Source organism: Massilia sp. BHUDP2, from assembly GCF_046236355.1.
Classification (GTDB): domain Bacteria; phylum Pseudomonadota; class Gammaproteobacteria; order Burkholderiales; family Burkholderiaceae_D; genus Telluria; species Telluria varians.
Map to the genome: position 1 here is coordinate 680,149 of NZ_JBJUVW010000002.1, position 25,371 is coordinate 705,519.

A 25,371-nucleotide genomic window follows, 5' to 3' on the forward strand; every position below is an offset into this window, starting at 1 on the left:
ATAAGACCGTACACTGAGCCGTTGCGATATCTGCCATCGGCCAGAAGCGGTCGTTTGAGACTCGCGCGCCTTGCTCGAATTAACGTTGATGGAAGATCTTAAATGGGTCGCAAAAGGTTGAATCACGCCGCTGAAACTTTCTGTGCGATGTTCTGCGGCTGGCGGCTGACGAATTCTTACGTTGAACTTCAAACCCTTGGTTCTGGCGTTCTCGATATTGACGTGTTAGAGGCAAAATGCAATTTTAATGGCAGTCCTATCAGTTCGGTCTCGATTGCACATGAACTTAATGGGTGGCTGCTGCAGGACAAGCAAAAGCACAACATCCCCATCACCGAGCTGTCGTCAGCACTTTTGTCAGTCGTTATTGAACTGGCGCGTGTTCCTGCACCACCAAGCCCTCGAAGCAGCTTCTACATTGGAAAAGACGGTAAGCCTATTGATAAAGGCGAATTTTTTAAGATTGCGGCCAACTGTACTAGCGAAATCAGGACGGGTGACTCGACATACAGGGCCATACGGAGCCACCATGAACAATGGCCGGTGGGCTGGCCCAATATATAACGTCGCGGCTTTGACGACGCACTCTGCATCAGATAGCGACTTACCCTGTCAATTCCATTGAATAATGCCAAAAAATGCGACAGGCCGAGGCAGGGAAGGTTCTTGTCTGCAATCCTGCTGAGATACACTGGTCTAGATAAACTTCGCTCTGGATCGTAAGCGGCCCTACCTGGACGGCAGCAATCGGCCAGAAGCGGACATGAACGTATTGAGAATAGGACCATGACAAGCACGGGCGAAGTCTACCTTGGACTCTACGGAGACAGCTTTGAGCCGGATGAGGTAAGCAATTTCATCGGCCTGGAGGCTACGCGAGTTAAGCGTAAAGGTGAGTGCAATCCTCAGGTGCCTTTACCTAGAACTTCGGCTTGGAAGTTCTCTCTCGGCACAGTTGAAGCTGCGGTCGTTGATGTCTATGCACTGTCAAACGACCTAGTGTTTCGGCTTGCACCGTTTGAATCAAAGATCGCCGAAGCAGTAAAGAAATTTGGCCTTGAAGCCGAGCTCCAAGTCGTGCTTTGGATAGATCAGGATGAAGCCGCTTCGATGCCTGCACTTGGCTTTGAGCGACGTGTTTTGGATTTCTTAGCTGCGATCGGTGCCACGGTCGATATCGACATGTACAGGAATTAGCAACTAGGCTGATGTCGTAATCGGTGAGATGCCGGTAGCAACGTATCGAGAACGTATGTCTGCTTTGGGTTGCGAATTCAATCGGTGCTCGCAACACATTTGTTAAACCGCTGTGCTGGCGTTTCGTAGTTGAGCGTCTTGCGTGGGCGCTCGTTCAGCAGCCTCGCAACCTCGTCGAGATTCTCCTGGGAGTACGTGGAAAGGTCCAGTCCTTTCGGGAAATACTGCCGTAGCAGCCCGTTGGTATTTTCGTTCGATCCGCGTTGCCAAGGATGGTGGGGATCGCAGAAATAAACTTGGATATGGGTATCCAGGGTAAAGCGCTTGTGGTCAGCCATCTCTTTGCCTCGATCCCATGTCAGCGATTTGTAGAGCTCTGTAGGTAGCTTTCGTGCATTCATGATGAGCGCATTGACCACCGACTCGGTGTCTTTGCCGGCTACCTTCACCAGCATCACATAGCGGGTCTGGCGCTCTACGAGTGTAGCAATCTGGCTGTTATGGCTGCCAAAAAGCAGGTCGCCTTCCCAGTGGCCAGGTATCGCGCGATCCTCGACCGTAGCAGGACGTTCGCTGATCGAAACGGTGTCAGTAATCCTGCCGTGCTCACCTGTCTTTTGCGTGTAATGGCGCGAGCGCCGCATATCCCGGGTACGTCGCAGGTGGTCGAGCAATTCCTTTTTCAGTGCACCGCAGGCCTGAATATAGAGGCTGCGGTAGATCGTTTCGTGTGACACGTGATAGTCCTCGTCACTCGGGTAGGCCTGCTTGAGCCAACCAGCAATCTGCTCCGGTGACCATTGGACTTGCAGCTTGCTGGCGACGATAGCTGCCAGCTTTGGATTCGTAACGGGCTTACATGATTTGGGACGTCGCGCTCGATCCCATGCACGCTGGTCGGCTTGCGCGGCCCGGTAGCCGCCCAGGCCACCGTTGCGCGTGATCTCGCGACTGACTGTTGACGGTGCTCGCCCGAGCTTGGCGGCGACGGACCGGATCGACTGGCCAGCCACAACCGCACGCGATATCTCCTCACGCTCAGCCAGCGTTAGCGCCAGGCGGGACCGACATCGTTTTGCTGGACATATTCCGCCTGATTCGGCCAGATCCTCTCAACTGACGAGTGGTTTCAGTCAAACAGCTGGGCAATCTTTTGAAGCGAGTCGCCTTGCCGCCATCGCTCCCACATCAGTGCCTTTTGGCTGTCCGAATAGTAGATGCGAGGTTTGCGCTTCATGTGAACACTCCTCCATATGTCTTAGAGTGTTGCGTTCACCAGTTGAATCCACGGTCGATAGCGGACGTAGATGGCATCGCCACGGCCGATCGCCGCAATGCAAACGCCACACATCGATGATCGCCGCCTGCCCCGATCGGCCTCACTTCGCCAGCAAGTGCGGCCTAATCTCCCGCACCGACTGCACCCCAGTCAGCACCATATTGGTCCGCAAGTCCTTCTCCATGATCGCCAGCAGCCGCTCCACCCCCGCCTGCCCCTGCGTCGCCAGCGCGTAGACAAACGCCCGCCCGATCAGCACCCCATCCGCGCCCAGCGCCAGCATGCGGAACACGTCGGTCCCGGTGCGCACGCCGCCGTCCGCGAAGATCGTCATCTTGCCTTTTACTTCGGCGGCGATGCTAGGCAGCGCCTGGGCCGAGGACGGCGCCCCGTCCAGCTGGCGCCCGCCGTGGTTCGACACGACGATGCCGTCGGCCCCGAAGGCCAGCGCATCGCGCGCATCTTCCGGATCGAGGATGCCCTTGACGATGAACTTGCCCTTCCATTCGTCGCGGATCCACTGCAGGTCGGGCCAACTGATGCCCGGATCGAAGTTCGCCCCCAGCCAGCCGATGTAGTCGGCCAGCCCGGTCGCGCTGCCGCGATAGGCCGAGATGTTTCCGAGATCGTGCGGACGCCCGAACACGCCCACGTCGAGGGCCCAGCGCGGATGCGTCATCGCCTGCAGCACGCGCCGCAGCGGGCCGTTCGGGCCGCTCATGCCGCTGTGGGCGTCGCGGTAGCGCGCGCCCGGCACCGGCATGTCGACCGTGAACACCAAATTGGTCGCGCCCAGCTCCCAGGCGCGCCGCATCACGTCGCGCATGAAGCCGCGGTCCTTCAGGACGTAGAGCTGGAACCAGATCGGATTCGAGGCCTGGGCCGCCACTTCCGCCAGCGGGCACACCGACACGGTCGACTGGATGAACGGGATATTACGCTTGCAAGCCGCGCGCACCGCCTGCACTTCGCCGCGGCGCGCATACATGCCGGTCAGGCCGACCGGCGCCAGCGCGATCGGCAGGCCGTAATCCTGGCCGAAATACTGCACGCCCAGGTCCAGCTGCTCGGAGCCGCGCAGGACGCGCTGGCGCAGCTTCACGGCCTGCAAGTCGTCGACGTTGCTGCGCAGCGTCTGCTCGGCGCCGGCGCCGCCATCGAGGTAATGGAACAGGAAAGGGGGCAGCCGGCGGCGTGCGGCCTCTCGGAAATCGGTGGCGGACGAGATGATCATGGACTGGCTGGTAGAGAACGAATCCGCACAGTCTACGCTGGCATGCGCATGAGCGTCCATATCCCGCTCTGCTCAACTGATGCTTCGATCAGCGCCTTGAGCGCAAGGGAGCGCTCGCGCTGTATTCACACGGCGCAGGATCCGCTCAAGCGCCTGATTAAATGTCCCGCCACACCCCCCGATTGTTGACACTGTCGGCATGGCATCCAATACTCGGATGAGCTACCCTCGACGCCCAACCCCGGACACCATGGCACCCAAGACCTGTAACGACACCAGCAAGCGCAGCATCGCCCTCGGCATGCTGGCCCTTGCCTGCACCGCCTGCGCGACCACGAGCACGGCGCCCGCCGTCACCCAGCTCGCCGGCAAGCAGCTCGAACGACTCGACCGCGGCGTGGTCGCGATCCACACCCAGGACGGCAACTTCGTCAGCTGGCGCCTGCTTGGCCAGGAAGACGCGGCCACCAGCTTCAACCTCTACCGCGACGGCAAGCGCCTCAACGATGCGCCGCTGGCCGCCACCAACTTCGTCGACAAGGGCGCCGCTCCAGGGGCGAGCTACAGCGTGCGGGCAGTGCGCGGCAATGCCGAAGCGGGCGAGGACGCCAAGCCCGTCGCCGCCTGGCAGCAGCCTTTCCTGACTATCCCTCTGCGCAAGCCGCAGGATGGCGTCACGCCGGACGGTGTGGCCTACAGCTACCAGGTGAACGACGGCTCGGCGGCCGACCTCGACGGCGACGGCCGCTACGAACTGCTGGTCAAGTGGCAGCCGACCAATGCGAAGGACAATTCGCACAGCGGTCACACCGGCTCGACCTATATCGACGCCTACCGCCTCGACGGCAGCTTCATGTGGCGCATCGACCTGGGCAGGAATATCCGCGCCGGCGCCCACTACACCACCTTCCTCGCCTACGACTTCGACGGCGACGGCCGCGCCGAGGTGATGATGAAGACCGCCGACGGCAGCGTCGACGGCCAGGGCAAGGTCATCGGCGACGCCAAGGCCGACTACCGCAACAAGAACGGCTTCATCCTGGCTGGTCCGGAATTCCTGACCGTGTTCGACGGCCGCAGCGGCGCGGCGCTGGCCACCACCGGCTATACGCCGGCGCGCGGCGGCGACGGCGCCGCCTGGGGCGACAACCGCGGCAACCGGGTCGACCGCTTCCTCGGCGGCGTGGCCTACCTCGACGGCAAGCAGCCGAGCGCGGTGTTCGCGCGCGGCTACTACACGCGCGCCGTGCTGGCGGCCTGGGACTGGCGCGACGGCAAGCTGACGCAGCGCTGGGTATTCGACAGCGACACGCCCGGTAACGGCGAGGCCGCCGGCCAGGGTGCGCACTGGATGGCGGTGGCCGACGCCGACGGCGACGGTCGCGACGACATCGTCTACGGCGCCGCCACCATCGCCAGCAGCGGCAAGCTGATGTACTCATCGAACCTGTGCCACGGCGACGCCCTCCACGTGGGCAAGCACGACCCGAGCCTGCCGGGACTGCAGGTCTTCATGGTGCACGAATCGCCCAAGTGCTACCGCGGCAACGGCGCCGCCATGCGCGATGCCGCCACCGGCAAGGTCCTGTGGGGCATCCCGAGCACCATCGACGTCGGCCGCGGCATCTGCATGGACATCGACGCCGCGCATCCGGGCAACGAATGCTGGGCCGCGATCGGCGGCATCACCAATCCGGCGGGCGGCCTGTACAACGCCAAGGGCCAGCAGATCTCGGCGGTGCGCCCGCGCGCGTACAATTTCGGCCTGTGGTGGGACGGCGATCTGCTGCGCGAATCGCTCGACGGCACGAAGATCGAGAAGTGGAACCCGCAGGCCCAGCGCCTCGACCTGTTGCTGGACGCCGCGCCGCTGCGCGGCGCGTCCAACAACAGCACCAAGGCCAACCCGGTGCTGTCGGCCGACCTGTTCGGCGACTGGCGCGAGGAAGTCGTCTGGCGCAGCAATACGGACGACGCCCTGCTGGTATTCAGCACCACCGTGCCGACCGCGCACCGCCTGCCGACCCTGATGCACGACGCCCAGTACCGGGTGCAGGTGGCGGCCCAGAACGCCGGCTACAACCAGCCGCCCCACCCCAGCTTCTTCCTCGGCGAAGGCATGACCCCGCCGCCGCATTCGTCCAAATAAGTCACCAATCTCGATAAGCGCATCCCGACATGACTACTCGCTTCGCCCTGTCCGCCATCGCCCTTGCAGCCCTGTTCGCCACCGGCGCCAACGCTGCCGAACGCCTCACCGTCACCGTCAGCCACACGCTGGACATCGCCCGCCCGGCCGAGACCATCGCCATCCCCTGGACCAAGGTCAACGAGGCCCTGCCGCAGGCCCTGAACCAGCAGCTGGTGGTCAAGGACGCCGCCGGCCGTGTGCTGCCCTACCAGGTCACCAATATCGCTCCCACCGCCAAGGACCCGAAGATGATCGGCGCCGGCTACGGCGAGCTGTTGTTCCAGGTCGCCTTCAAGGCGGGCGAGAAGCGCACTACGGTCACCATCGAGAAGGCCGGCGCCACCGTAGCTCCCTTCCCGGCCAAGACCTACGCGCGCTTCGTGCAGGAACGCCTCGACGACTTCGCCTGGGAGAACGACAAGCTGGCCCACCGCACCTATGGCCCGGCCCTCGCCGCTCCGGCACCCGCCGGCAGCGACAAGGAAGTGCTGGTCACGAGCGGCATGGACATCTGGTTCAAGCGCGTGCCCTACCCCATCGTCGACCGCTGGTATAACATCGGCCACGATCACTACCACGTCGACGAAGGCGAAGGCATCGACATGTACAACGTCGGGCCGACCCGCGGAGCGGGCGGCACCGGCATCTGGGACGGTCAAAAGCTGTTTGTCGGCACCAACTACAAGACATGGAAGATCCTGGCCAACGGCCCGGTACGCACCGTGTTCGAGCTGCACTACGACGGCTGGGACGCCCAGGGCACCAAGGTCTCGGAAGTCAAGCGCTTCACCGTCGACGCCGGCCGCTACTTCGACCGCATCGACAGCACCTTCAGCTTTACGGGCCCGGCCAGCCTGAACGCGGCCGTGGGCCTGAACAAGCGCCCGAGCGACAAGGGCCAGGAAGTCAAGGTCGACTTCAGCGAGAACAAGAAGGACGGCAGCCTGGTGCAATGGGTCACCCAGCGCAGCTTCGGCGACTTCGGCGTCGCCGTGATCGTGCCGAGCGCATCGGGCTTTGCCGCCGACGAACGCAACGGTCTGGTGATCGCACCGGTCAGCTCCGGCCAGCCGCTGAGCTACCACGTGGGCGCCGCCTGGACCCGCGGCAGCCCCTTCGCCACCCAGGCCGATTGGCAGCGCCACGTGGCCGAGGAAGCGGCGCGCCTGCGTGCGCCGGTCAGTGTCAGCCTCGCCAAAGGGAATTGAGCATGGCCCCGCTGTCCCGCCGGAGCTTCTTCAAGACCGGCGCACTGGCCGCCGCGCTGCCCTTCGGCATGCGCGCCGCCGGCGCCGTCGCCGCACCCACCGCGCCGTCCTCCCCGACCATCGCCGACCTGTCCTGGCTGGAAGGCGCGCCCTCGCTCATGACCGGCACCACCTTCGGCGTGCCCTGGCCACGCGGCGCCCTGCGCAAGGACCAGGCCTTTGCCCTGTCCAGCCCTGGCGGCGAACTGGCCTGCCAGAGCTGGCCGCTCGCCTACTGGCCGGATGGTTCCCTGAAATGGACCGCCCATGCCCTGCCGGCACAGGGCGCGATGCCGGGACGCCTGCAGCTCAAGCCCGGCAAGGCGCGCCTGCCCGCCCAGGGGCTGGCCGTCAAGGAAAGCCCGGACGCCATCGTGATCGACACCGGCGTCATCGAATGCGTCGTGCCGCGCCAGGGCGCCGACATCATCCGCAGCATCCGGCGCGGCAAGACCGAGATCGCGCGCGCCGGCAAGCTGGTGGCGCTGAGCGACGACCAGCCGGACGGCAGCACGCGCCAGAGCGCCTACGAAAGCCAGCTCTCCAAGGTCACGCTGGAACAGCGCGGCCCGGTGCGCAGCGTGGTCAAGCTCGAAGGCATGCACCGCGACGTCAAGAGCAGCCGCGCCTGGCTGCCCTTCACCGTGCGCCTGTACTTCTACCTAGGTGCAGAGTCGGTGCGCATCATGCACACCTTCGTCTTCGACGGCGACGAGCAGAAGGACTTCGTGCGCGGGATCGGCCTGCGCTTCGACGTGCCTATGACGGACGAAGAACACAACCGCCACGTACGCTTCGGCGGCGAGTTACAGGATAACAGCGGCGGCCTGTGGGCCGAGGGCGTGCGCAACCTCACCGGCCTGCGGCGCGACCCGGGCGAGGCGGTACGCAAGGCCCAACTGGCGGGCCAGGGCGTGGCAGTCTCCGAGATCGCCGAGCGCGTGCGCAAGAACATGCAGTACGTGCCGGCCTGGGGCGACTACAGCCTGTCGCAACTGTCCGCCGACAGCTTCCGCATCCGCAAGCGCACCAAGGCCGGCCATGGCTGGATCGACGCGGCATGGGGCCGGCGCGCGCCGGGCCTGGGCTACATCGGCGGCGCCTCCGGCGGCGTCGCCTTCGGCATGCGCGACTTCTGGCAGCGCCATCCGACCCAGCTCGACATCCGCAATGCCCATACCGACGCAGCCCAGGTCACGCTCTGGATGTGGTCGCCCGACGCGCCGGCCATGGACCTGCGCTTCTACCACGACGGCATGGGCATGGACACCCACGCCGAAGAACTGCAGGCCCTCGACATCACCTACGAGGACTACGAAAAAGGCTTCGGCACCCCGGTCGGCGTCGCGCGCAGCAGCGAGCTGACCCTGTGGGCCCTTGGCGCGACGCCGGCGCGCGAGCGCCTGGTGCAGATGGCGGCCCATGTCCAGACGCCGCCGCAACTGGTGGCGGCGCCCGCCCACATCCTCGCCACCCGCGTGTTCGGCAACATGTGGTCCCTGCCCGACCGCTCCACGCCCGCAAAGGCGCATATCGAGGACCGGCTGGATGCCCACTTCGATTTCTACCGCAACGAAGTCGAGCAGCGCCGCTGGTATGGCTTCTGGGACCATGGCGACTTCCGCCATACCTACGATCTTGACCGCCACGAATGGCGCTACGACGTCGGCGGCTATGCCTGGGCCAACTCGGAACTCTCGCCCGACCTGTGGCTGTGGTATTCCTTCCTGCGTACCGGCCGCGCCGACATCTTCCGCGTCGGCGAAGCCATGGTGCGCCACACCAGCGACGTCGACACCTACCACCTGGGCCGCTTTGCCGGGCTGGGCACGCGCCACAACGTCCAGCACTGGGGCTGCAGTGCCAAGCAGGTGCGCATCAGCACCGCCGTCTACCGCCGCATGTACTACTTCCTGACCGCCGACGAACGCATCGGCGACGTCATGCGCGAAACGCTCGACGCCGACCAGCGCCTGGAGGCGGTCGACCCGGTGCGCAAACTTCCGAACCAGCCGCCCAAGGGACAGTTCCCGGTGCGGGCAAGCTTCGGCACCGACTGGGCCTCGCTGGTGGCCAACTGGCTCACCGAATGGGAACGCAGCGGCAGCACGAAGTACCGCGACCGCATCCTGACCGGCATGCGCGACATCGCCGCCATGCCGCACGGCTTCTTCAACGCCGAGCGCATGGGCTACGAGCTGGAAACCGGACGCCTGCACAATATGATCGGCACCGATGTCAAGGCTTCGCACCTGAACGCGGTGTTCGGCGCCATCGAGATCTTCGACGAGCTGATCAACCTCACCGGCGACAAGGCTTTCGAGAAGGCCTGGATCGAGTACTGCGAACTGTACAACGCGCCCGCCGAGGAACAGCGCCGCAGGCTGGGCAAGACCCACGGCGGCACCGACGCCATCTACCAGGGCAACTCGCGCATGACGGCCTACGCGGCCTGGAAGCGCAAGGACCCCGAACTGGCGCGGCGCGCCTGGAAGGAATTCGCCGGCGCCAACCGGCCGTATCCACCCTTCGCGCCGCGGCGCGTGGCCGGTCCGGCCGTGCTCAATCCGGTGAACGAGGTGCCATGGGTGACCACCAACGAGACCGCCCAGTGGGGCCTGGCCGCGATCCAGAACCTGGCACTGGTCGGTGACGCCCTGCCGGCGTCTTGAAAGGACGAACATGCGATTGACCATCCTCGGCGCCGCCATCGGCGCCCTCCTGCTGGCGGGCTGCGCTTCCCAGCCCCAGGCGGACCAGGCGAAGCGCTTCGCCTTCGGCAGCGCGGCCCCGGCCGGCTACACCCCGGTAAGCACCAGCACCACCTACGACGCCGGCCGCGGCTACGGCTTCGAGCCGGGTGCGGCCCAGGGCAGCTATTTTTCGGTCGACCTCCCAGAAGGGAACTACCGCGTGACGGTCACCCTGGGCGATGACACCCAGCCGGCTACCACCACCATCAAGTCCGAACTGCGCCGCCTGGCGCTCGAGAACGTGCAGACCGCGCCCGGCCAGAAGCTCGAGCGCAGCTTCATCGTGAACGTGCGCACCCCGCAGATCCCGGCGGCGAACGGCGTCGCGGCGGGCGAAGTGAAGCTCAACGTCCCACGCGAGACCGTCAGCGAAGCCTGGGCCTGGGACAAGCGCCTGACCCTGGAACTCAACGGCGCCCGCCCGGCGGTACGTACCGTGGAGATCAAGAAGGTCGAGGTGCCGACCCTGTTCCTGCTGGGCGACTCCACCGTCAGCGACCAGCCGGGCGAGCCTTACAACAGCTGGGGCCAGATGCTGCCGCGCTTCCTGAAGCCCTCGGTGGCGGTGGCCAACTACGCGCAGTCGGGCGAGACCTACCGCGATTCGCTGTCCAAGCGCCGCATCGACAAGATCCTGAGCCAGATGAAGCCGGGCGATACGCTCCTGATGCAGTACGGGCACAACGACCAGAAGCAGATCGCCTCCGGCAAGGGCGGCCCCTTCACTACCTACAAGGCCGAGATCAAGACCCACGTCGAGATGGTGCGCGCCCGGGGCGGGCTGCCGGTCATCGTCTCGTCGATGGAACGGCGCCGCTTCGACCCGGCGGGGAAAATCCAGCTCACCCTGACCGACTACGCCGAAGCGGCGCGCCAGTCGGCCCGGGAACTGAACGTACCCTTCATCGACCTGCATGCGATGAGCCAGACCATGTATACGGCCCTCGGCGTCGAAGGCTCGAAGGCGGCTTTCGCCCTGCCCGCGCCGGACCGCCTCGACAATACCCACCACAACAACTACGGCAGCTACGTGCTGGCAAAGGCCATCGTGCTCGGCATGCGCCAGGCGAAACTACCTGTAGCCAGCCACGTGGTCGACGATTTCGCCTTCGACCCGGCTAGGCCCGACCCGGTCAGCGCCTTCGCCGTGCCGCCGAGCCCGGGCCGCAAGGCCGAGCGGCCGGCCGGCGACGAGAGCAACCGCGAGGTGCGCGTCTCCAGCACCGGGAGCGCCCGATGAAGCGCCGCGCCGCCCTCGGCGCGATCGCAAGCGCCGCCCTGCTGGCCGGCTGCGCGCCGCTGCTGCGCAATGAGGAGAAACAGGCCTACCTGTTCGCCTACTTCATCGGCAACGGCGCCGACGGTCTGCACCTGGCCGCCAGCAAGGACGGCTACCAGTGGGAAGCGCTCGCCGGCGGCGCCAGCTTCCTCACGCCCACCGTGGGCGGCGCGAAGCTGATGCGCGACCCGAGCCTGGTGCGCGGGCCTGACGGCCTGTACCACATGGTCTGGACCAGCGGCTGGAACGACCGCGGCATCGGCTACGCCTCCTCGCCCGACCTGCTGACCTGGTCACCCCAGCGCGAGATCCCGGTGATGGGCCACGAGCCGACCGCGTTGAACGCCTGGGCGCCCGAGCTCTTCTACGATGCTAAACAGGGCCACTACCTGATCCTGTGGTCGTCCACGGTCCCGGGGCGCTTCCCGGAAACCGAGGGCAAGAGCGAGGAGAAATACAACCACCGCATCTATGCCACCACGACGGAGGATTTCGTCAGCTTCACGCCGACGCGCCTGTATTACGACCCGGGCTTCTCGGTGATCGACGCCACGCTGGCGCACGCCTTCGGCAAGGATTGGCTGCTGGTGAAGGACGAGACCCGTTATCCGCCGATGAAGCACCTGCGGGTGGCGCAGGCGTCCAGCTTCGAGGGGCCGTTCGGGGCGCTGGGTGCGCCGATCACGCCGTCCGGCCTGTGGAGCGAAGGGCCGAGCGTGCTGCAGGTGGGCGACGAGGTGATCGTGTACTACGACGCCTACACGGCGGGGCACTACGGCGCGCTGCGTACGCGCGACATGGTGAACTGGGAAGATGTGACCGCGAAGCTGCGCTTCCCGAACGCCGGCACCAAGCAGCGGGTGCGGCATGGGACGGCGTTTGCCGTGCCGGTTAGCCTGGTCGACCAACTCAAAGCGACAAAGCCCTGAGCCATATGTAGGGTGGGCAGGTTTCCTGCCCACGCGGTCGACTCCCACAAGATCAGCCAACACGGCTGTTCCAGCGATAACGATCACCGCGTGGGCGGGAAACCCGCCCACCCTACCGGATCCCGGTTTACTGACGCGCGCCCTGGAACATCAGCCCGCTGTCGTTCAAGCCGAACTTGTACTTCTTGTTCATCTCGATGATCTCGGCGCCGGCCAGCAACGTCGGGCCGTAGCCGTGCGCCGCTTTCACGCTGGTCGGACGATAGGCGTAGAAGGCCGGGTCGAAGGCCATGCCGGTACCCACGCAGATGCCCTCGATCTGGCCAGCGCTCGTGACCTTGCTGGCCACCGCGTTCCAGGCCAGGTTCGCCATCGGACCGTACATCTGCGCATCGACGTAGCCGCGGTTGACCGCGCGTGCGATCGCGTAGGTGTAGATCGCGGTGGCCGAGGTCTCCTGGTAGGTGTCGTTGCGGTCGATCAGCTGGTGCCAGAAGCCTTCCTTGGTCTGGTAGCCGGCCAGGCCCTTGATGTGGGCGCGCAGCTGCGCCAGCACCTGATTGTAGCCCTTGTGGTCCTTCGGCAGCACTTCCAGCACCTCGACCATGGCCATCACCGCCCAGCCGTTGGCGCGCGCCCAGCGCAGCTCCGGGTGGTCACGCATGCCTTCGACGTAGCCGTGCATGTAGATGCCCAGCTTCGGGTTGAACATGCGCTTCGAGAACTGCAGCACCTGGTTGACGGCGTCGTCGTAGTGCTTGCGGTTGCCCGTGACCTTGCCCAGGTAAGCCATGGTCGGCACGCCCATGAACATGTCGTCCAGCCAGATCGTGTCCGGCAGCGGACGCATCTTGCGGCCGCCCTTGCCGTCCGGTCCGCCGCGCGCCAGGATGCCGTCCTTCAGGCGGTATTCATGCTTGGTGACGAAGTCGCCGCAGATGCCGACCATCTGGCTGTAGTCGACCTTCGAGCCGCCCACCTGGGCTTTCAGGAAGCTGTGGCACAGGGCGCCGGCATCGTCCAGCGCGTGCGGGTTCAGGAAGCTCTTGATCGGCGCGTGCGAGTTGGCGCGGTCGGCCTGCACCACCGGCAGGTAGGTCCTGGTCAGCTGCGACAGCAGCGCGTGGCGCTTCTGGGTGTAGTCGGTGTAGCGCTGGTCGCCGGTGGCCTGGCCGGCCGCCAGCATGCCCAGGTAGGTGACGCCCCATTCGTAGCTGGTCAGGCGGAAGTCGCCGGGTTTCAGCACCGCATCCGGCTCGGCCTTGCTCAGGTCGGTGATCGGCGAATTGTCGCCCTTGTGGATCAGCTCAGCCGGCGTCGTGCGGTCCAGGTAGGCGAACACGCGGTCGAGCACGGCCTTGACCTCGTTCGCTTCCATCGGCTGGTAGCGGGTCGGGTACTTCACGTCCAGGGCGTGCAGCATCGCGTCGGCCGCGGCCGGGCCTTTTTCCTGGGCCGCCGGCGCGTCCTGCGCAATCGCGCTCATGGCCGGGAACAGGCTCGCAACGAGCAGGCCGATCAGTGCACGGCGCGGCATGGGGGTGGTCATCTTGGGTGTCTCCTTTTTATTTCAGCTGGTGAATCGTCAGGTTATCGATGGTGTGGCGCGACCAGGTGGTGCGAAATCCCATGTAGCCCTGGGTGAACGGGTGAGGGTCGCGATAGGAAAATACTTCGCGGCCGTCGAGCAGCATCCGGGTGCAGCCGCGGTAGACCGAGATCTCCACGCGATAGTCGCGGTTGGGCTGGAGCATCCAGTCCGCGCCGAGGCGCTCCGCGACCATCTCGCGCTGGCCGCCGGCGTAGCGGCGCAGGCGGGTGGTCTCGTTGTGGTTGCCGCCGACGCCGGCATAATACATGTCGAGGTCATCGTAGTCCTCGAACTTGCCCGAGCGGGTGAACAGGTTCTTGTTGGCCGGGTCGCGCGCCATCCAGAAGTGGTTCAGGTCGGACAGGCGGTCGTTCGGGCCGCCCGCCATCACCACGCGGCGCGTGTAGGCGATCAGGATGTCGCCGGATAGCGGCTTGTCGAGCCAGACGGTGGCGCCGGAGTCGACATCGATGACCAGGCGGCCGTCGCGGTTGCCGATGAAGTTGCCCGGCTTGAGCGCGTACTCGCTCACGTAGCCCTCCAGCGAACCGTCGAAGCTGTCCTGGTGCAGCAGAGCGCCCTTCTCGCCCCAACTCTCACAGGCCGCCTGCGCGCTGCCCGCGGCGAGCAGCAGGGTCGCGAACAATGCCTTCATCACTGGATGCCCGTCGCCTTGTCGGAGAAATACGGACGCAGCGGATTGCCCGGCAGTGCCTTCAGGCCGGCGACGACGCGCTGGGCATTGAATTCGGCGCCGGCGGCATTGGTATGGGTGCGCGCGTCCGAAAAGAAGGTGTCGACGCGCTCGGCGCCGATCTTGTGGTAGCCATCGGTGACCAGCATGGTCAGGTCCATGAAGTGCGCGCCGCCTGCCTGGGCAACCTGGCGGCCCCAGTCGGCGAAGTTGGCGAAGTCACGCTCCTGCTGCCACTTGTCGCGGTGCGGGATGGGCGAGGCGATGACGACGGTCACGCCCTTCGCTTTCGCGTCGGCGATGTACCTGGCGGTGTACCAGCCAAAGCTGTGCACCTGCTCCTTGCTGCCATCCGGACGGGTATCCTCGACCGTCTCCGGGCCGATGCCGGGCGCCGATGCACGGTTCTTGTTGGCCGGGTCGCCGATGCGGCCGCCGTCGTTGTGGCCGAACTGGATGACCACCATGTCGCCCTGCTTCATCTGGCCAAGCACGCGGTCCCAGCGCCCTTCGGTGAAGAAGGTGCGGCTGCTGCGCCCGCCGATGGCGGCGTTGACCACATTGATCTTCCGGGTATCGAAGTACTGGGAAATGCGCTCGCCCCAGCCGATGGCGCCGTTCTGGCCACCGCTCTTCACCGTGGAGTCGCCCACCAGGAACAGGGTCGGCAGCGAAGCATTCAAGGGCGCTTCTTCGCGCACGGTACGCGCGTCGACCACCGGGCGCACGTCTTCGACCGGCTTGAGGAAGCTCGCCATGCGCGGGTCGCCCAGCGCCTTCAGGCCGCCGACCAGCAGCTGCGCATTGAGCGCCGCGCCGGCCCAGTTGGTGTGAATGCGCTCGTCCGGCACGGTGACCGGAAACATCTTCATCACGCCTTCGCGGCCCATCTCGTCGTAGCGGCGCGCCGCCAGCTCGTTGAGGTCGATGAAGCCGACCTTCTCCATGCGCGCGACCTGCTCGGCCCAGCCGGCGTAGTCGCCCTTGTTGCGGCGGACCTTGCCGGCATCCGGCCCTTCTTCGACCCAGGCCTTGCGCGGGATGAGCGACACCACCACCGGCGTGGCGCCCTTGGCGCGAATCTCAGCGATGTATTTGCGCAGGTAGCCGCCGTAGCTGTACACGGTTTCGCGCTTGCCCGTCAGGATGTTGTCGATCTCCTGGGACTCGCTGCCGATGCCGCGGATGCTGCCGCGGGCGCGCTTGTCGTCGTTGATCGCCGAGGCGTCGTTGTGGCCGAACTGCATGAGGACGATGTCGCCCGGCTTCACGAAGGCCAGCGTGCGCTCCCAGTGGCCGGAGGTGACGTAGGTGCGGCTGGACAGGCCGCCGACCGCGCGGTTCACCACATTGACTTTGCTCGGATCGAAGTAAGCGGCGAGCGGATTGCCCCATCCCCACTGCCCCTCCGCGCCCTTGCCCTGGCCGTCGTCATGGCCGTTGCGCACGGTGGAATCGCCGATCAGGATGATCGACGGCAGCGCAGGGTTGGCCGGCTCGGGCAGCTTGACCTGGGCGCGCGCCGGATCGGTATTGACGGCAGCTGCCGGGGTCTGTGCTTGTGCGATTCCACAGGCCAGCAATAGGATCGCGCCGGCGCGAATCAAGGCGTCTAGGTATGACATCGACGGGTCTCCATGTGTTATAGCTTTCCCTTGATTCTATGCGCCACCGCTCAACCCGGCAGTAAAGACGCAGAAAGAATCACCAGAATGATTAGATCTGAGCAACTCCTGCTGGGAGAATGAGCGGACAACATCACAATATGGAGACCCACCATGCCATCCCGCTTAGCCACCCTCCTCTGCCTTTCCGCCGCGCTCACGCTGAGCCTCGACGCGTCCGCCCAGATCGGCAAGCGTTTCCCGTCCGAGCGCAAGCTCGTCAAGGACCCGGTGACCGGCACCATGCTCACCTTCCTGACCAGCAAACCGCACGGCGACTCGAAGATCTACCCGACCCACCCGCAATGGACCTCGGACGGCAAGTGGCTGGTGTTCCGTTCGCGCCTGGCCGGCAGCGAAGCGGTGGCCGTGAACGAGGCCACCGGCGACCTGGTGCAGGTGACCGAGGGCGGCTACACCGGCATGCTCAATCTCGCGCAGAAGTCGATGAAGCTGTACTACATGCGCAAGGCGCCGGACAACGACAAGATCCTGCAGATCGTCGAGACCGACCTGGCGCGCGTCTTCGCCGACAGCGCCGCCGGCCGCATGCAGCCGGCCAGCAGCTACCAGCGCGTGACCGCCAACCTGCCGCCGGAACTGGAAGCCGGCGGCGACCTGGCCCTGGACGCGGACGAGGAATGGGTCTACTTCAAGGTGGGCCCGGGCCAGGCCGCCAAGCACCTGGCGCCCGGCACCAAGATCGAGCCGGCCTTCGGCCCGCGCAAGATGGGCGCCGGCCCGCAGGGCATCGCGCGCCTGAACGTCAAGACCGGCGAAGTCAAGCACGTGGTCTCGGTGCCCTTCCAGGTCGGCCACATCCAGGCCAACCTGTACAACCCGGGCGAGATCGTGTTCTGCTGGGAGACCGGCGGCAAGTCGCCGCAGCGCACCTGGACCGTGATGGCGGACGGTAGCGGCCTGCGCCCGCTGTACCCGGAAGCTTCTTACGAATGGGTGACGCACGAGGCGGTGATCTCGAAGGATGAAGTGGCGATGGCGATCATGGGCCACCGTCCGATCCCGGGCGCGGCCAAGGCCGTGGAAGGCCCCGCCACCGACGTCGGCGGCGCCAACCCGGGCCAGGACGACGGCTGGGGCCAGACCGGCACCCGCGAGAAGCCGACCGGCCTGGCGATCGTCAATTTGCGGACCCGGCAGATGCAAATCGTTGGACAGACCCCGTCCGGCAGCGGCCTCTGGCACGTGCACGGTTCCAGCGACGGCCGCTTCGCCGTCGGCGACGACTTCAGCCGCAGCGTCTACCTGATCGACCGCAAGACCCGCGAGATGATGATGCTCACCACCGGCCACAAGACCACCGCCGCCGACCACCCGCACCCGACCTTCAGCGCCGATGGGACCAAGATCCAGATCCAGTCGGCCATGCTGTCGGAGGACGGCCGCAGCATGAACATCGTCGTGGTGCCCGTTCCCGACGCCTGGCTGAAGCGAAAGTGATCAGTCGATCGGCGTGATCGTGATGTTGCGCAGCTCGTAGGGCACGCCTTCGAGCTGGAAGCCGATCCGGCCGGCTGCCGGCTTCAGCGCACTGACGCGGTTCTGCGGCACGCCGTTGATTGCCACCTCGATCACGCCGTCGCGCGCCAGGATGTCGGCGCTGTTCCATTCGCCCACCAAGCGTTCGCTGTCCGGTCCCGTATGCCCCTTGATGGCCGGGTAGGCGCCCGGCGCCGTGGTGAGCGGCTCGGCGAAGCCGGCGCCGGCCATCGGCAGGATGTCGCCGGCGAACCCGTGCTTGGTCTGCACCTGCAGGCTGAGCGGCCAGGCGCCATCCTTCGGGCCGGACGCCACGTGCAGCAGCACGCCGGCGTTGCCAGGTTGACCCGGCCAGCGCCACTCGACGTGCATGCGGTAGTTGACATAGCTGGCGCGGGTGGCGATGTAGCCGGCCGGCTTGCCGCTCACCTTGACGACGCCATCGGCGCCGCGTGACCAGACGGTCGAGGGGTCGACGCCCGGCGCGCTCACCAGCTCCAGTTCACCGGCGCCGTCGAAGGGACGCACGCTCTGGGTGGCGCAGCCGGCCAGCAAGGCGGCGGATGCGAGAATACTGCAAAGTTCGGTTAGCTTTACCATAAGAGGATATTCCATGAATGAAAACAGGAGACGCACGATGACGCAGCTGGCTGCCGGCCTCGCGCTCACGACGTTTGGATCCTTGCCCGCCCTCGCCGCGGGACCGCTGGTGCTGCCCTTGTGGCCGGAAGGCGTGCCCGACGCCAGGCCGGAACTCGGGCCCAACAAGGTCGACGAGGATGGCCGCACTACCAACATCACCGAGCCGAGCTTGACCGTGTACCCGGCGGCGGTGGACCGCCCGAACGGCACTGCGGTCATCATCTGCCCGGGCGGCGGCTACGTGCGCCAGTCGACCCGGCGCGAGGGCGAGCAGTACGCACATTGGCTCAGCACCCTGGGCATCGCCAGCTTTGTCCTGACCTACCGCCAGCAGGAATTCGGCCACCCGGCGCCGCTGCGCGACGTGCTGCGCGCGGTGCGCCTGGTGCGCTCGCAGGCGGCGCGCTTCAAGGTCCAGCCGGACCGCATCGGCGTGATGGGCAGCTCGGCCGGCGGGCACCTGGCCGCCACCGCCGGCACCCTGTACGATCATCCGCTCGGGCGCACCGGCGCGGAACTGGACAAGCTGAGTGCGCGGCCGGACTTCCTGATGCTGATGTACCCGGTGATCGCGATGGAAGGCCCGGCCGTGCACGCCGGCTCGCGCAAGGCGCTGCTGGGGGCCGCGCCGTCCGCGGCGGACCTGGCCTTGATGTCGCCGGAGCGCCAGGTGACGGCCGCTACCCCGCCCACGCTCCTGATCCATACCCAGGCCGACCAGGCGGTGCCGGTCGAGAACAGCATCCTGTTCTACCAGGCGCTCACCCGCCACAAGGTGCCGGCGGAGATGGTTCTGTTCGAGCAGGGGTCGCACGGGATGGGGATGCGGGATGGGCTGGGGACGGCGTCGAGCTGGCCGCGGCGGGCGGAGGAATGGTTGAAGATGCGTGGGCTGCTCGACAAGGCCAAATAAACGTAGGGTGGGCGGGTCTCCCGCCCACGCGGATCGAAAAAGTGTATCGGGGTCGCCGCCTTCAGCTGACCGCGTGGGCGGCAAAGCCGCCCACCCTACCAAAGCACTGGCCTTACGCCAGGTGAAACACCTGCTTCAACGGCCACTCCTTCGGCCGGTTCCCCGGCTCGACTTCCATCAAATCCGCCATGTAGTCCCACCAGCGCTTCATCACCGGATGCTCCGGCAGCGGCCCGAGTTGGTGCCCCGGATGCAGCTTCATGACCGCGAACAGGTCCAGCGTCTCTTCGTCCAGGAAGATCGAATAATCGTGGATCCCTGCCCCTTGCAACAGCGCGGCCAGGTCCGGCCAGATCTCGTCGTGGCGGCGGCGGTATTCTTCCTCGTTGCCCGGCTTGAGTTTCATCCGGAATGCGCGAGTCGTGGTGCTCATCTCTTCTCCTGCTTCTCAAGAAAAATGGCGTCCCAAGGTATCACCCTGGGACGCCACAACCAGGATCAGACGATGCCGCTGCTGCTTGCGCCGGCCTTGGCCGGACGGGCGCTGGCGACGCGGTCGCGGTAGCCGCTGGCGCGGTAGGCGGCCACCGGGTCGGCGGCGCCACCGGCGCGCACGCGCGCCATGGCCAGGATCGGGCCGACGTCGGTGCGGAAGGCGCGCTTCAGGCACTGGGCGGCCTGCAGCACGTCGTTCTGCTCCTGCAGCGAAGCCAGTTCGGCGCGGTCGACCAGGGCCGACTGCACGAAGGAACGCTGCACTTCGACGGCGCTGCTCATCAGGCTTTCGATCGGATCGGTCACGTTGTGCGACTGGTCCAGCATGTAGGCCGGCTTGAAGCCCGGGCCTTCGCGCAGGGCCGCATCGGCCAGCTCGTTAAAGACCAGGAACAGCTGGAACGGATTGATCGAGCCCGAATCCAGGTCGTCGTCGCCGTACTTGCTGTCGTTGAAGTGGAAGCCGCCGAGCTTGCCGAACTGCGCCAGGCGCGCCACGATCATCTCGATGTTGGTGTTCGGTGCATGGTGGCCCAGGTCGACCAGGCACTTGGCCTTCGGGCCCAAGGTGGTGGCGCAGGCGAAGCTGGTGCCCCAGTCGGCGATGGTGGTGGCGTAGAAGGCCGGCTCGAACAGCTTGTGCTCGATGAAGATGTTCCAGTCGTCGGGCAGCGCGGCGTAGATCTCGCGCATGCTGTCCAGGTAGCGTTCCAGCGCGCCGCGCAGGTTGCTCTGGCCCGGGAAGTTGGCGCCGTCGCCGACCCAGACGGTCAGCGCCTTGGAACCGAGCGCCTGGCCCAGTTCGATGCATTCGATGTTGTGGGCCACGGCCTGGGCGCGTGCCTGGGCGTTATTGGCGGTCAGGCTGCCGTATTTATACGTGTGTTCCTGGCCCACCTGGTCCTGGAAGGTGTTCGAGTTGACGGCGTCGAAGCCCAGGCCCAGTTCTTCGGCGACGCCGCGCAGTTCGGACGCGTCGCTCGGCTTATCCCACGGGAAGTGCAGCGACACGGCCGGGGTGGCGCGGGTCAGCTGGTTGATCACGCCGCAGTCTTCCAGCTTCTCGACCACGTTGCGCGGCTCGCCGCGGCCCGGGAAGCGCGCGAAGCGCGTACCGCCGGTGCCGGCGCCCCAGCTCGGGACCGCCACTTCGAAGGTCTGGGCCAGTGCGGTCAGTTTGTCGATGTCCAGGCCGCGGCGCGACAGCACGCCGCCCAGGGCGTCGTAGTCAGCCTGCAGATTGGCTTCCAGTTTGGCGTTCTGGTCTTGCACCAGGCCGGCGTCGATCAGGTGTTTCATGCGTGTCTCCTTCATGCTGCGCTAGCGGCGCCACGCCCCCCGTATGGAGCGTGGCTGTCCGCTGCGCAGCCTTCTATTTTAGCGGGTGAATGCCCCGGCGTTGCCGGCGTCGACGTTCAGGATGTTGCCGGTGCTCTTGCCCGACTTGTCGCTGGCGAAGAAGTAGACGGCTTCGGCGATATCTTCCGGCAGCACGCTCAGTTTCAGCATGGAGCGCTTGCGGTAGAACTCTTCGATGTCGTCGGTGCCGATCTTGTTCGAGGCGGCGCGCTCCTCCTTCCACTTGCCATCCCAGATGCGCGAGCCCTTGATGACCGCGTCCGGGTTGACGACGTTGACGCGGATGCCGTGCTCGGCGCCTTCCAGCGCGACGCAGCGCGCCAGGTGCAGTTCGGCCGCCTTGGCGGTGCAGTAGGCCGATGCGCCGGCCGACGCCACCAGGCCGTTCTTGCTGCCCACGAAGACCATGCTGCCGCCCAGCTTCTGCTGCTTCATCATCTGGAACGCGCTGCGGCTGACCAGGAAGTAGCCGGTCACCAGGATGTCCTGGTTACGCTTCCAGATATCGAGCGTGGTTTCGTCCAGCGGTGCTGCCGAAGCGATGCCGGCGTTCGACACCAGCAGGTCGACGCCACCGAAACGCAGGGCGGTGTCGGCCAGCACCTGGGCGACGTCTTCCTCGCTGGTGATGTTGCCGCGTACGACAGCGACGTTGTCCTTGCCCGCCACCTTGCTCAGGTCCTGCTGGGCAGCGGCCAGGGCTTCGCTGTCGATGTCGGTCACCATCACGCAGGCGCCTTCCTGCAGCAGCTGGCGGGCGACCGCCTGGCCGATGCCGCCGGCGCCGCCGGTTACCAGGGCGATGCGGCCGGCCAGGCTCTTCGGCTTGGGCATGCGCTGCAGCTTGGCTTCCTCGAGCAGCCAGTATTCGATGTCGAAGGCTTCCTGTTCCGGCAGGCCGACGTAGCTGTCGACGCCGTTCGCGCCGCGCATCACGTTGATCGCATTGACGTAGAACTCGCCGGCGATACGCGCGGTTGCCTTGTCCTTGGCGAAGGACAGCATGCCGACGCCCGGGATCAGGTAGATGATCGGGTTGGCGTCGCGGATCTTCGGGCTGTTGGAACGCTTGCAGCGCTCGTAGTAGGCGGTGTAGTCGGCGCGGTAGTCGCTCAGTGCCTGGTCCAGGCCTGCCACCAGGCGCTCGAAGTCCGGCGCTGCCGGATCGAAGTCCAGCACCATCGGGCGGATCTTGGTGCGCAGGAAGTGGTCAGGGCAGGAGGTGCCGAGGGCCGCCAGCGGCGCCAGGTCCTGCGAGTTGACGAATTCCAGCACGGCGTCGCTGTCGTCGAAGTGGCCAAGCTTGTACTCGTCCTGGCTGATCTTGCCGCGCAGGAGGGGCATCAGGCGGGCTGCCAGGGCGGCGCGCTCGGTCGAGGGCAGTGCCTGCTTGGCCTGGCCGCCGAACACCGGCTGCTGGATGTTCGCAGCCAGCCAATCTTCGGCGCGCTTGATGATCGCCAGCGTCGTTTCGTAGCACGACTTCGAGGTGTCGCCCCAGGTGAACAGGCCGTGACCTTCCAGGATGATGCCCTTCAGTTGCGGGTTCTCTTGCGACACCTGTTCCAGCTTCAGGCCCAGGTCGTAGCCCGGACGCTGCCACGGCAGCCAGCCCAGCTCACCTTCGAAGATCTTGGCGGTGAGTTCCTTGCTGTTCTTGCAGGCGGCGATCGCGATGCACGAATCCGGGTGCATGTGGTCGACGTGCTTGTGGGCGATGTAGGCGTGCAGCGGGGTGTCGATGCTGGCCGCGCGCGGGTTCAGGTTGAAGGTGCAGTGCGGCAGGTAGCCGACCATCTCGTCTTCGTGCTCCAGGCCGCGGTAGCGCCCTTTCAGGGCCTGCAGCTTGTCCATGTACAGGGTCGAGAAGCCGTCCATCTTGATCGAACCCAGGTCACCGCCCGAGCCCTTCACCCACAGCACCTCGACCTGCTGGCCCGAGAGCGGGTCGGTCATGGTGACCTTGGCCGAGGTATTACCGCCGCCGAAATTGGTAATGCGCAGGTCCGAACCCAGCAGGTTCGAACGGTACAGCAACAGCTCCGGCTCGCTCATGTTCGCGGCCACACCGTCGTCCCAGCGCGAAGTGATTGCTTCGCGTTGTTTCGTTTCGCTCATTGCGCCCATCAAGATATTCTCCAAGTTGATTGTTTTGTCATCGTCCGAGCGGACGATGCGTCTCTCTTCCAATGTCCTGCAACCGCCACGTTCTGCGGCATCGACAGACAGTAGAAAGCAGCCGGGCAAGGGGTGTCAACGCAGAAATAATCAACTTGCTGACCAAGTCCCAATCAATCATCGACTTGAGCGAATTGCGCGTTTGTGCGTTGCAGCGAAGGCAAATAATCAGGCCCTTGATCATTTGGTGATTGACGTTACGGCAGTGCTTGATTAATACTTTTGATACACACCGCGATTCCAGCAGGAACGACGGACATGCCGCATTAAAAACAGACGGCTTTCGGAGGAGACAACATGGTGAATCACAAACGCCGCAAGCGTTTGCTGAAGCTGCTTGCCGAGCATCAGACGGCAACGGTCCAGCAGCTTGTCGAATGGCTCAACGCATCCCCCGCGACGGTCCGTCGCGACATCAGCTGGCTGGCTGGCCGCAACCTGCTCACCCGCACCCGCGGCGGCGCCGAGAACCTGCTGCCGAAGACGCGCCAGTTCTCGCTGACCAGCGAGACCTTCCAGAACAACATCCAGTGCTTCGCGGCGCGCAAGCGTGCCATCGCCCGCCATGCGGCCGGCATGTGCACCGACGGCGAAACGATCATCATCAACGGCGGCACGACCACCTTCATGATGGCCGAGTTCCTGACCGACAAGCACCTGAAGATCCTCACGAATTCCTTCCTGATGGCCGAGCGCCTGCTGGTCTCGAGCGAGAACGAGATCATCGTGCCGGGCGGGCGCGTGTACCGCGAGCAGAACGTCATCCTCTCGCCTTTCGATAACGACATCACCCAGCACCACTACGCCACCAAGATGTTCATGAGCGTGTACGGCCTGTCGCTGCTGGGCCTGATGGAAGCCGACCCGCTGCTGATCCAGGCCGAGAAGCGCCTTATCAGCCAGGCCGAGGAACTGGTGGTGCTGGCCGACAGCTCGAAGTTCGCGCGCAAGGCCGGCCTGATCCTGTGCGGCCTGGACCGCGTGTCCACCGTCATCACCGATACCAACGCCTCCGACAAGGCCGTGCAGCTGCTCGAGCAGTACGGCGTGAAGGTGGTCACCGTCGAACCCGACGGCGATCCAATCGCCCACAACGCGCCGCGCTATAGCGCGCCCTATGACTTGCAGTCCGCTGCCCTGATGGAGCTTTCCCATTGAAGATCAAGCCGTTTAAACACTTCCTGCTCGCGGCGGCCGCCGTCGGCATCCTCGCCGGCCTGGCCGGCTGCGGTGAAAAGAAGGCCGATCCGGCAGCGCCGCAACAGACCAGGATCGCGATGGTCGTGAAAAGCCTGGGCAACGGCTTCTTCGACGCCGCCCACACCGGCGCCAAGGAAGCCGCCGGCCAGATCGGCGGCGTCGAGGTGATCTACACCGGCCCCACCACGCCCAGCGCCGAAGGCCAGATCGAGATCATCAATTCCCTGATCAGCCAGAAGGTCGACGCCATCGTGGTCTCGGCCAACGATCCGAACGCCCTGGTGCCGATCACCAAGAAGGCGATGCAGCGCGGGATCAAGGTGATCTCCTTCGACAGCGGCCTGGCCCCCGGCGGTCGCCAGATGCAGCTGAACCCGTCGAATCCGGAGATGATCGGCGAGAAGCAGATCCAGATGGCGGCCAAGGAAATGAACGGCAAGGGCGAGCTGGCGATCCTGTCGGCCTCGGCCCAGGCGACCAACCAGAACCTCTGGATCGGCGTCATGAAGAAGACCCTGGAAAAGCCCGAATACAAGGACCTGAAGCTGGTGGCCACCGTCTACGGCGACGACCAGTCCGACAAGAGCTACCGCGAAGCCATCGGCCTGCTGCGCAGCCATCCGAACCTGAAGGCGATCATCGCCCCGACTACGGTCGGCATCGTCGCCGCCAGCAAGGCGGTCGCCGACGAAGGCCTGGTGGGCAAGGTGTTCGTCACCGGCCTGGGCCTGCCGTCCGAGATGGCTGGCCACGTCAAGAGCGGCGCGGTGCGCGAATTCGCGATCTGGAACCCGATCGACCTCGGCTACGCCGCCACCTATGCCGCCCACCAGTTCGTGACCGGCAAGGCCAAGGCGGAGGACGGCGCTAGCGTCTCGGTTGGCCGCCTCGGCAACGTGACCCTGGATGCCAACGGCGAAGCGGCCCTCGGCCCGCCGTTCACCTACAACGCCGAGAACGTCGAGCAGTTCGCCAAGCTGTTCTGACCGGCCCCGCCGCCGCGCGTGATCTTTTTCCCGCGCGGCG

Annotated in this window: 19 protein-coding genes and 1 pseudogene; 11 read left to right on the plus strand and 9 right to left on the minus strand. The window is 65.5% G+C overall.

From position 1 onward, the window contains the following. Positions 1–102: 102 nt before the first annotated feature. Both ACK6C6_RS13740 and ACK6C6_RS13745 read left to right on the plus strand, forming a co-directional pair. Positions 103–564 (plus strand): hypothetical protein, encoded by a 462-nt coding sequence (locus ACK6C6_RS13740; RefSeq protein ID WP_409267756.1) that lies wholly within the window; start codon positions 103–105, stop codon positions 562–564. Positions 565–786: 222 nt separating this feature from the next. Further along, positions 787–1,197, plus strand: a complete 411-nt coding sequence (locus ACK6C6_RS13745) for a DUF4279 domain-containing protein (RefSeq protein ID WP_409267757.1) — start codon at positions 787–789, stop codon at positions 1,195–1,197. Positions 1,198–1,274: 77 nt separating this feature from the next. Here ACK6C6_RS13745 and ACK6C6_RS13750 read toward each other — a convergent pair. Further along, positions 1,275–2,434 (minus strand): annotated as a pseudogene (locus tag ACK6C6_RS13750) (IS30 family transposase). A 142-nt stretch (positions 2,435–2,576) separates the two neighbouring features. Then, positions 2,577–3,710 (minus strand): FMN-dependent L-lactate dehydrogenase LldD, encoded by a 1,134-nt coding sequence (gene lldD, locus ACK6C6_RS13755; protein ID WP_409267758.1) that lies wholly within the window; start codon positions 3,708–3,710, stop codon positions 2,577–2,579. 250 nt (positions 3,711–3,960) lie between these two features. On the opposite strand from lldD, the gene ACK6C6_RS13760 reads away from it, so the two are divergent. The 5 genes from ACK6C6_RS13760 to ACK6C6_RS13780 are packed head-to-tail and all read left to right on the plus strand — an operon-like array spanning position 3,961 to position 12,109. Then, positions 3,961–5,859 carry a rhamnogalacturonan lyase gene (locus ACK6C6_RS13760; RefSeq protein WP_409267759.1) on the plus strand — a complete coding sequence of 633 codons (1,899 nt, stop codon included), beginning with the start codon at positions 3,961–3,963 and terminating at the stop codon, positions 5,857–5,859. A 29-nt stretch (positions 5,860–5,888) separates the two neighbouring features. Then, positions 5,889–7,109 (plus strand): DUF4861 family protein, encoded by a 1,221-nt coding sequence (locus tag ACK6C6_RS13765; protein ID WP_409267760.1) that lies wholly within the window; start codon positions 5,889–5,891, stop codon positions 7,107–7,109. Positions 7,110–7,111: 2 nt separating this feature from the next. Further along, positions 7,112–9,820, plus strand: coding sequence for a Tat pathway signal sequence domain protein (locus ACK6C6_RS13770; RefSeq protein ID WP_409267761.1), 2,709 nt, complete (start codon positions 7,112–7,114; stop codon positions 9,818–9,820). Positions 9,821–9,830: 10 nt separating this feature from the next. After that, the gene (locus tag ACK6C6_RS13775) at positions 9,831–11,141 is read left to right on the plus strand and encodes a GDSL-type esterase/lipase family protein (RefSeq protein WP_409267762.1); all 1,311 of its coding nucleotides are present in this window, start codon (positions 9,831–9,833) and stop codon (positions 11,139–11,141) included. Then, a complete protein-coding gene (locus ACK6C6_RS13780) occupies positions 11,138–12,109 on the plus strand; it encodes a glycoside hydrolase family 43 protein (protein ID WP_409267763.1) in 972 nt (323 codons plus the stop codon). The genes ACK6C6_RS13775 and ACK6C6_RS13780 overlap by 4 nt, the downstream gene beginning before the upstream one ends. A 127-nt stretch (positions 12,110–12,236) precedes the next feature. Here ACK6C6_RS13780 and ACK6C6_RS13785 read toward each other — a convergent pair whose 3' ends face one another. The 3 genes from ACK6C6_RS13785 to ACK6C6_RS13795 are packed head-to-tail and all read right to left on the minus strand — an operon-like array spanning position 12,237 to position 16,019. Then, a complete protein-coding gene (locus ACK6C6_RS13785) occupies positions 12,237–13,658 on the minus strand; it encodes a glycoside hydrolase family 105 protein (protein WP_409267764.1) in 1,422 nt (473 codons plus the stop codon). Between the two features lie 16 nt (positions 13,659–13,674). Then, positions 13,675–14,355: a DUF6250 domain-containing protein gene (locus ACK6C6_RS13790; protein ID WP_409267765.1), complete on the minus strand. Its 681-nt coding sequence runs from the start codon at positions 14,353–14,355 to the stop codon at positions 13,675–13,677. Further along, complete coding sequence (locus tag ACK6C6_RS13795; RefSeq protein ID WP_409267766.1) at positions 14,355–16,019, minus strand: rhamnogalacturonan acetylesterase; 1,665 nt, start codon at positions 16,017–16,019, stop codon at positions 14,355–14,357. The genes ACK6C6_RS13790 and ACK6C6_RS13795 overlap by 1 nt, the downstream gene beginning before the upstream one ends. Positions 16,020–16,172: 153 nt before the next feature. Here ACK6C6_RS13795 and ACK6C6_RS13800 point away from each other — a divergent pair, with 153 nt between their 5' ends. Continuing rightward, on the plus strand, positions 16,173–17,519 hold the full coding sequence (locus ACK6C6_RS13800) for a hypothetical protein (protein ID WP_409267767.1): 1,347 nt from the start codon (positions 16,173–16,175) through the stop codon (positions 17,517–17,519). Here ACK6C6_RS13800 and ACK6C6_RS13805 read toward each other — a convergent pair whose 3' ends face one another. Further along, the gene (locus ACK6C6_RS13805) at positions 17,520–18,158 is read right to left on the minus strand and encodes a DUF1080 domain-containing protein (RefSeq protein ID WP_409267768.1); all 639 of its coding nucleotides are present in this window, start codon (positions 18,156–18,158) and stop codon (positions 17,520–17,522) included. Positions 18,159–18,195: 37 nt separating this feature from the next. On the opposite strand from ACK6C6_RS13805, the gene ACK6C6_RS13810 reads away from it, so the two are divergent. Then, positions 18,196–19,113: an alpha/beta hydrolase gene (locus tag ACK6C6_RS13810; RefSeq protein ID WP_409267769.1), complete on the plus strand. Its 918-nt coding sequence runs from the start codon at positions 18,196–18,198 to the stop codon at positions 19,111–19,113. A 112-nt stretch (positions 19,114–19,225) separates the two neighbouring features. Here the strand turns inward: ACK6C6_RS13810 and ACK6C6_RS13815 are convergent, their stop codons facing one another. The 3 genes from ACK6C6_RS13815 to ACK6C6_RS13825 all read right to left on the minus strand — a co-directional run bounded on the left by ACK6C6_RS13815 (position 19,226) and on the right by ACK6C6_RS13825 (position 23,094). Next, the gene (locus tag ACK6C6_RS13815; protein ID WP_409267770.1) at positions 19,226–19,546 is read right to left on the minus strand and encodes an L-rhamnose mutarotase; all 321 of its coding nucleotides are present in this window, start codon (positions 19,544–19,546) and stop codon (positions 19,226–19,228) included. A 65-nt stretch (positions 19,547–19,611) separates the two neighbouring features. After that, positions 19,612–20,907 (minus strand): L-rhamnose catabolism isomerase, encoded by a 1,296-nt coding sequence (gene rhaI / locus ACK6C6_RS13820; protein ID WP_409267771.1) that lies wholly within the window; start codon positions 20,905–20,907, stop codon positions 19,612–19,614. A 78-nt stretch (positions 20,908–20,985) separates the two neighbouring features. Further along, entirely contained in the window at positions 20,986–23,094 is a 2,109-nt protein-coding gene (locus ACK6C6_RS13825; protein ID WP_209588487.1) for a bifunctional rhamnulose-1-phosphate aldolase/short-chain dehydrogenase, read from the minus strand. Positions 23,095–23,442: 348 nt separating this feature from the next. Between ACK6C6_RS13825 and ACK6C6_RS13830 the strand changes: the two genes are divergently transcribed. After that, the gene (locus ACK6C6_RS13830; protein ID WP_209588488.1) at positions 23,443–24,303 is read left to right on the plus strand and encodes a DeoR/GlpR family DNA-binding transcription regulator; all 861 of its coding nucleotides are present in this window, start codon (positions 23,443–23,445) and stop codon (positions 24,301–24,303) included. Then, entirely contained in the window at positions 24,300–25,331 is a 1,032-nt protein-coding gene (rhaS, locus tag ACK6C6_RS13835; RefSeq protein WP_409267772.1) for a rhamnose ABC transporter substrate-binding protein, read from the plus strand. The genes ACK6C6_RS13830 and rhaS overlap by 4 nt, the downstream gene beginning before the upstream one ends. The last annotated feature ends 40 nt before the right edge of the window (positions 25,332–25,371 follow it).

Coding starts and splice junctions, on each gene's coding strand:
- ACK6C6_RS13740 (WP_409267756.1), top strand. CDS start 103: ATGGGTCGCAAAAGGTTGAATCACGCCGCTGAAACTTTCTGTGCGATG.
- ACK6C6_RS13745 (WP_409267757.1), top strand. CDS start 787: ATGACAAGCACGGGCGAAGTCTACCTTGGACTCTACGGAGACAGCTTT.
- lldD (WP_409267758.1), bottom strand. CDS start 3,710: ATGATCATCTCGTCCGCCACCGATTTCCGAGAGGCCGCACGCCGCCGG.
- ACK6C6_RS13760 (WP_409267759.1), top strand. CDS start 3,961: ATGGCACCCAAGACCTGTAACGACACCAGCAAGCGCAGCATCGCCCTC.
- ACK6C6_RS13765 (WP_409267760.1), top strand. CDS start 5,889: ATGACTACTCGCTTCGCCCTGTCCGCCATCGCCCTTGCAGCCCTGTTC.
- ACK6C6_RS13770 (WP_409267761.1), top strand. CDS start 7,112: ATGGCCCCGCTGTCCCGCCGGAGCTTCTTCAAGACCGGCGCACTGGCC.
- ACK6C6_RS13775 (WP_409267762.1), top strand. CDS start 9,831: ATGCGATTGACCATCCTCGGCGCCGCCATCGGCGCCCTCCTGCTGGCG.
- ACK6C6_RS13780 (WP_409267763.1), top strand. CDS start 11,138: ATGAAGCGCCGCGCCGCCCTCGGCGCGATCGCAAGCGCCGCCCTGCTG.
- ACK6C6_RS13785 (WP_409267764.1), bottom strand. CDS start 13,658: ATGACCACCCCCATGCCGCGCCGTGCACTGATCGGCCTGCTCGTTGCG.
- ACK6C6_RS13790 (WP_409267765.1), bottom strand. CDS start 14,355: ATGAAGGCATTGTTCGCGACCCTGCTGCTCGCCGCGGGCAGCGCGCAG.
- ACK6C6_RS13795 (WP_409267766.1), bottom strand. CDS start 16,019: ATGTCATACCTAGACGCCTTGATTCGCGCCGGCGCGATCCTATTGCTG.
- ACK6C6_RS13800 (WP_409267767.1), top strand. CDS start 16,173: ATGCCATCCCGCTTAGCCACCCTCCTCTGCCTTTCCGCCGCGCTCACG.
- ACK6C6_RS13805 (WP_409267768.1), bottom strand. CDS start 18,158: ATGGTAAAGCTAACCGAACTTTGCAGTATTCTCGCATCCGCCGCCTTG.
- ACK6C6_RS13810 (WP_409267769.1), top strand. CDS start 18,196: ATGACGCAGCTGGCTGCCGGCCTCGCGCTCACGACGTTTGGATCCTTG.
- ACK6C6_RS13815 (WP_409267770.1), bottom strand. CDS start 19,546: ATGAGCACCACGACTCGCGCATTCCGGATGAAACTCAAGCCGGGCAAC.
- rhaI (WP_409267771.1), bottom strand. CDS start 20,907: ATGAAACACCTGATCGACGCCGGCCTGGTGCAAGACCAGAACGCCAAA.
- ACK6C6_RS13825 (WP_209588487.1), bottom strand. CDS start 23,094: ATGGGCGCAATGAGCGAAACGAAACAACGCGAAGCAATCACTTCGCGC.
- ACK6C6_RS13830 (WP_209588488.1), top strand. CDS start 23,443: ATGGTGAATCACAAACGCCGCAAGCGTTTGCTGAAGCTGCTTGCCGAG.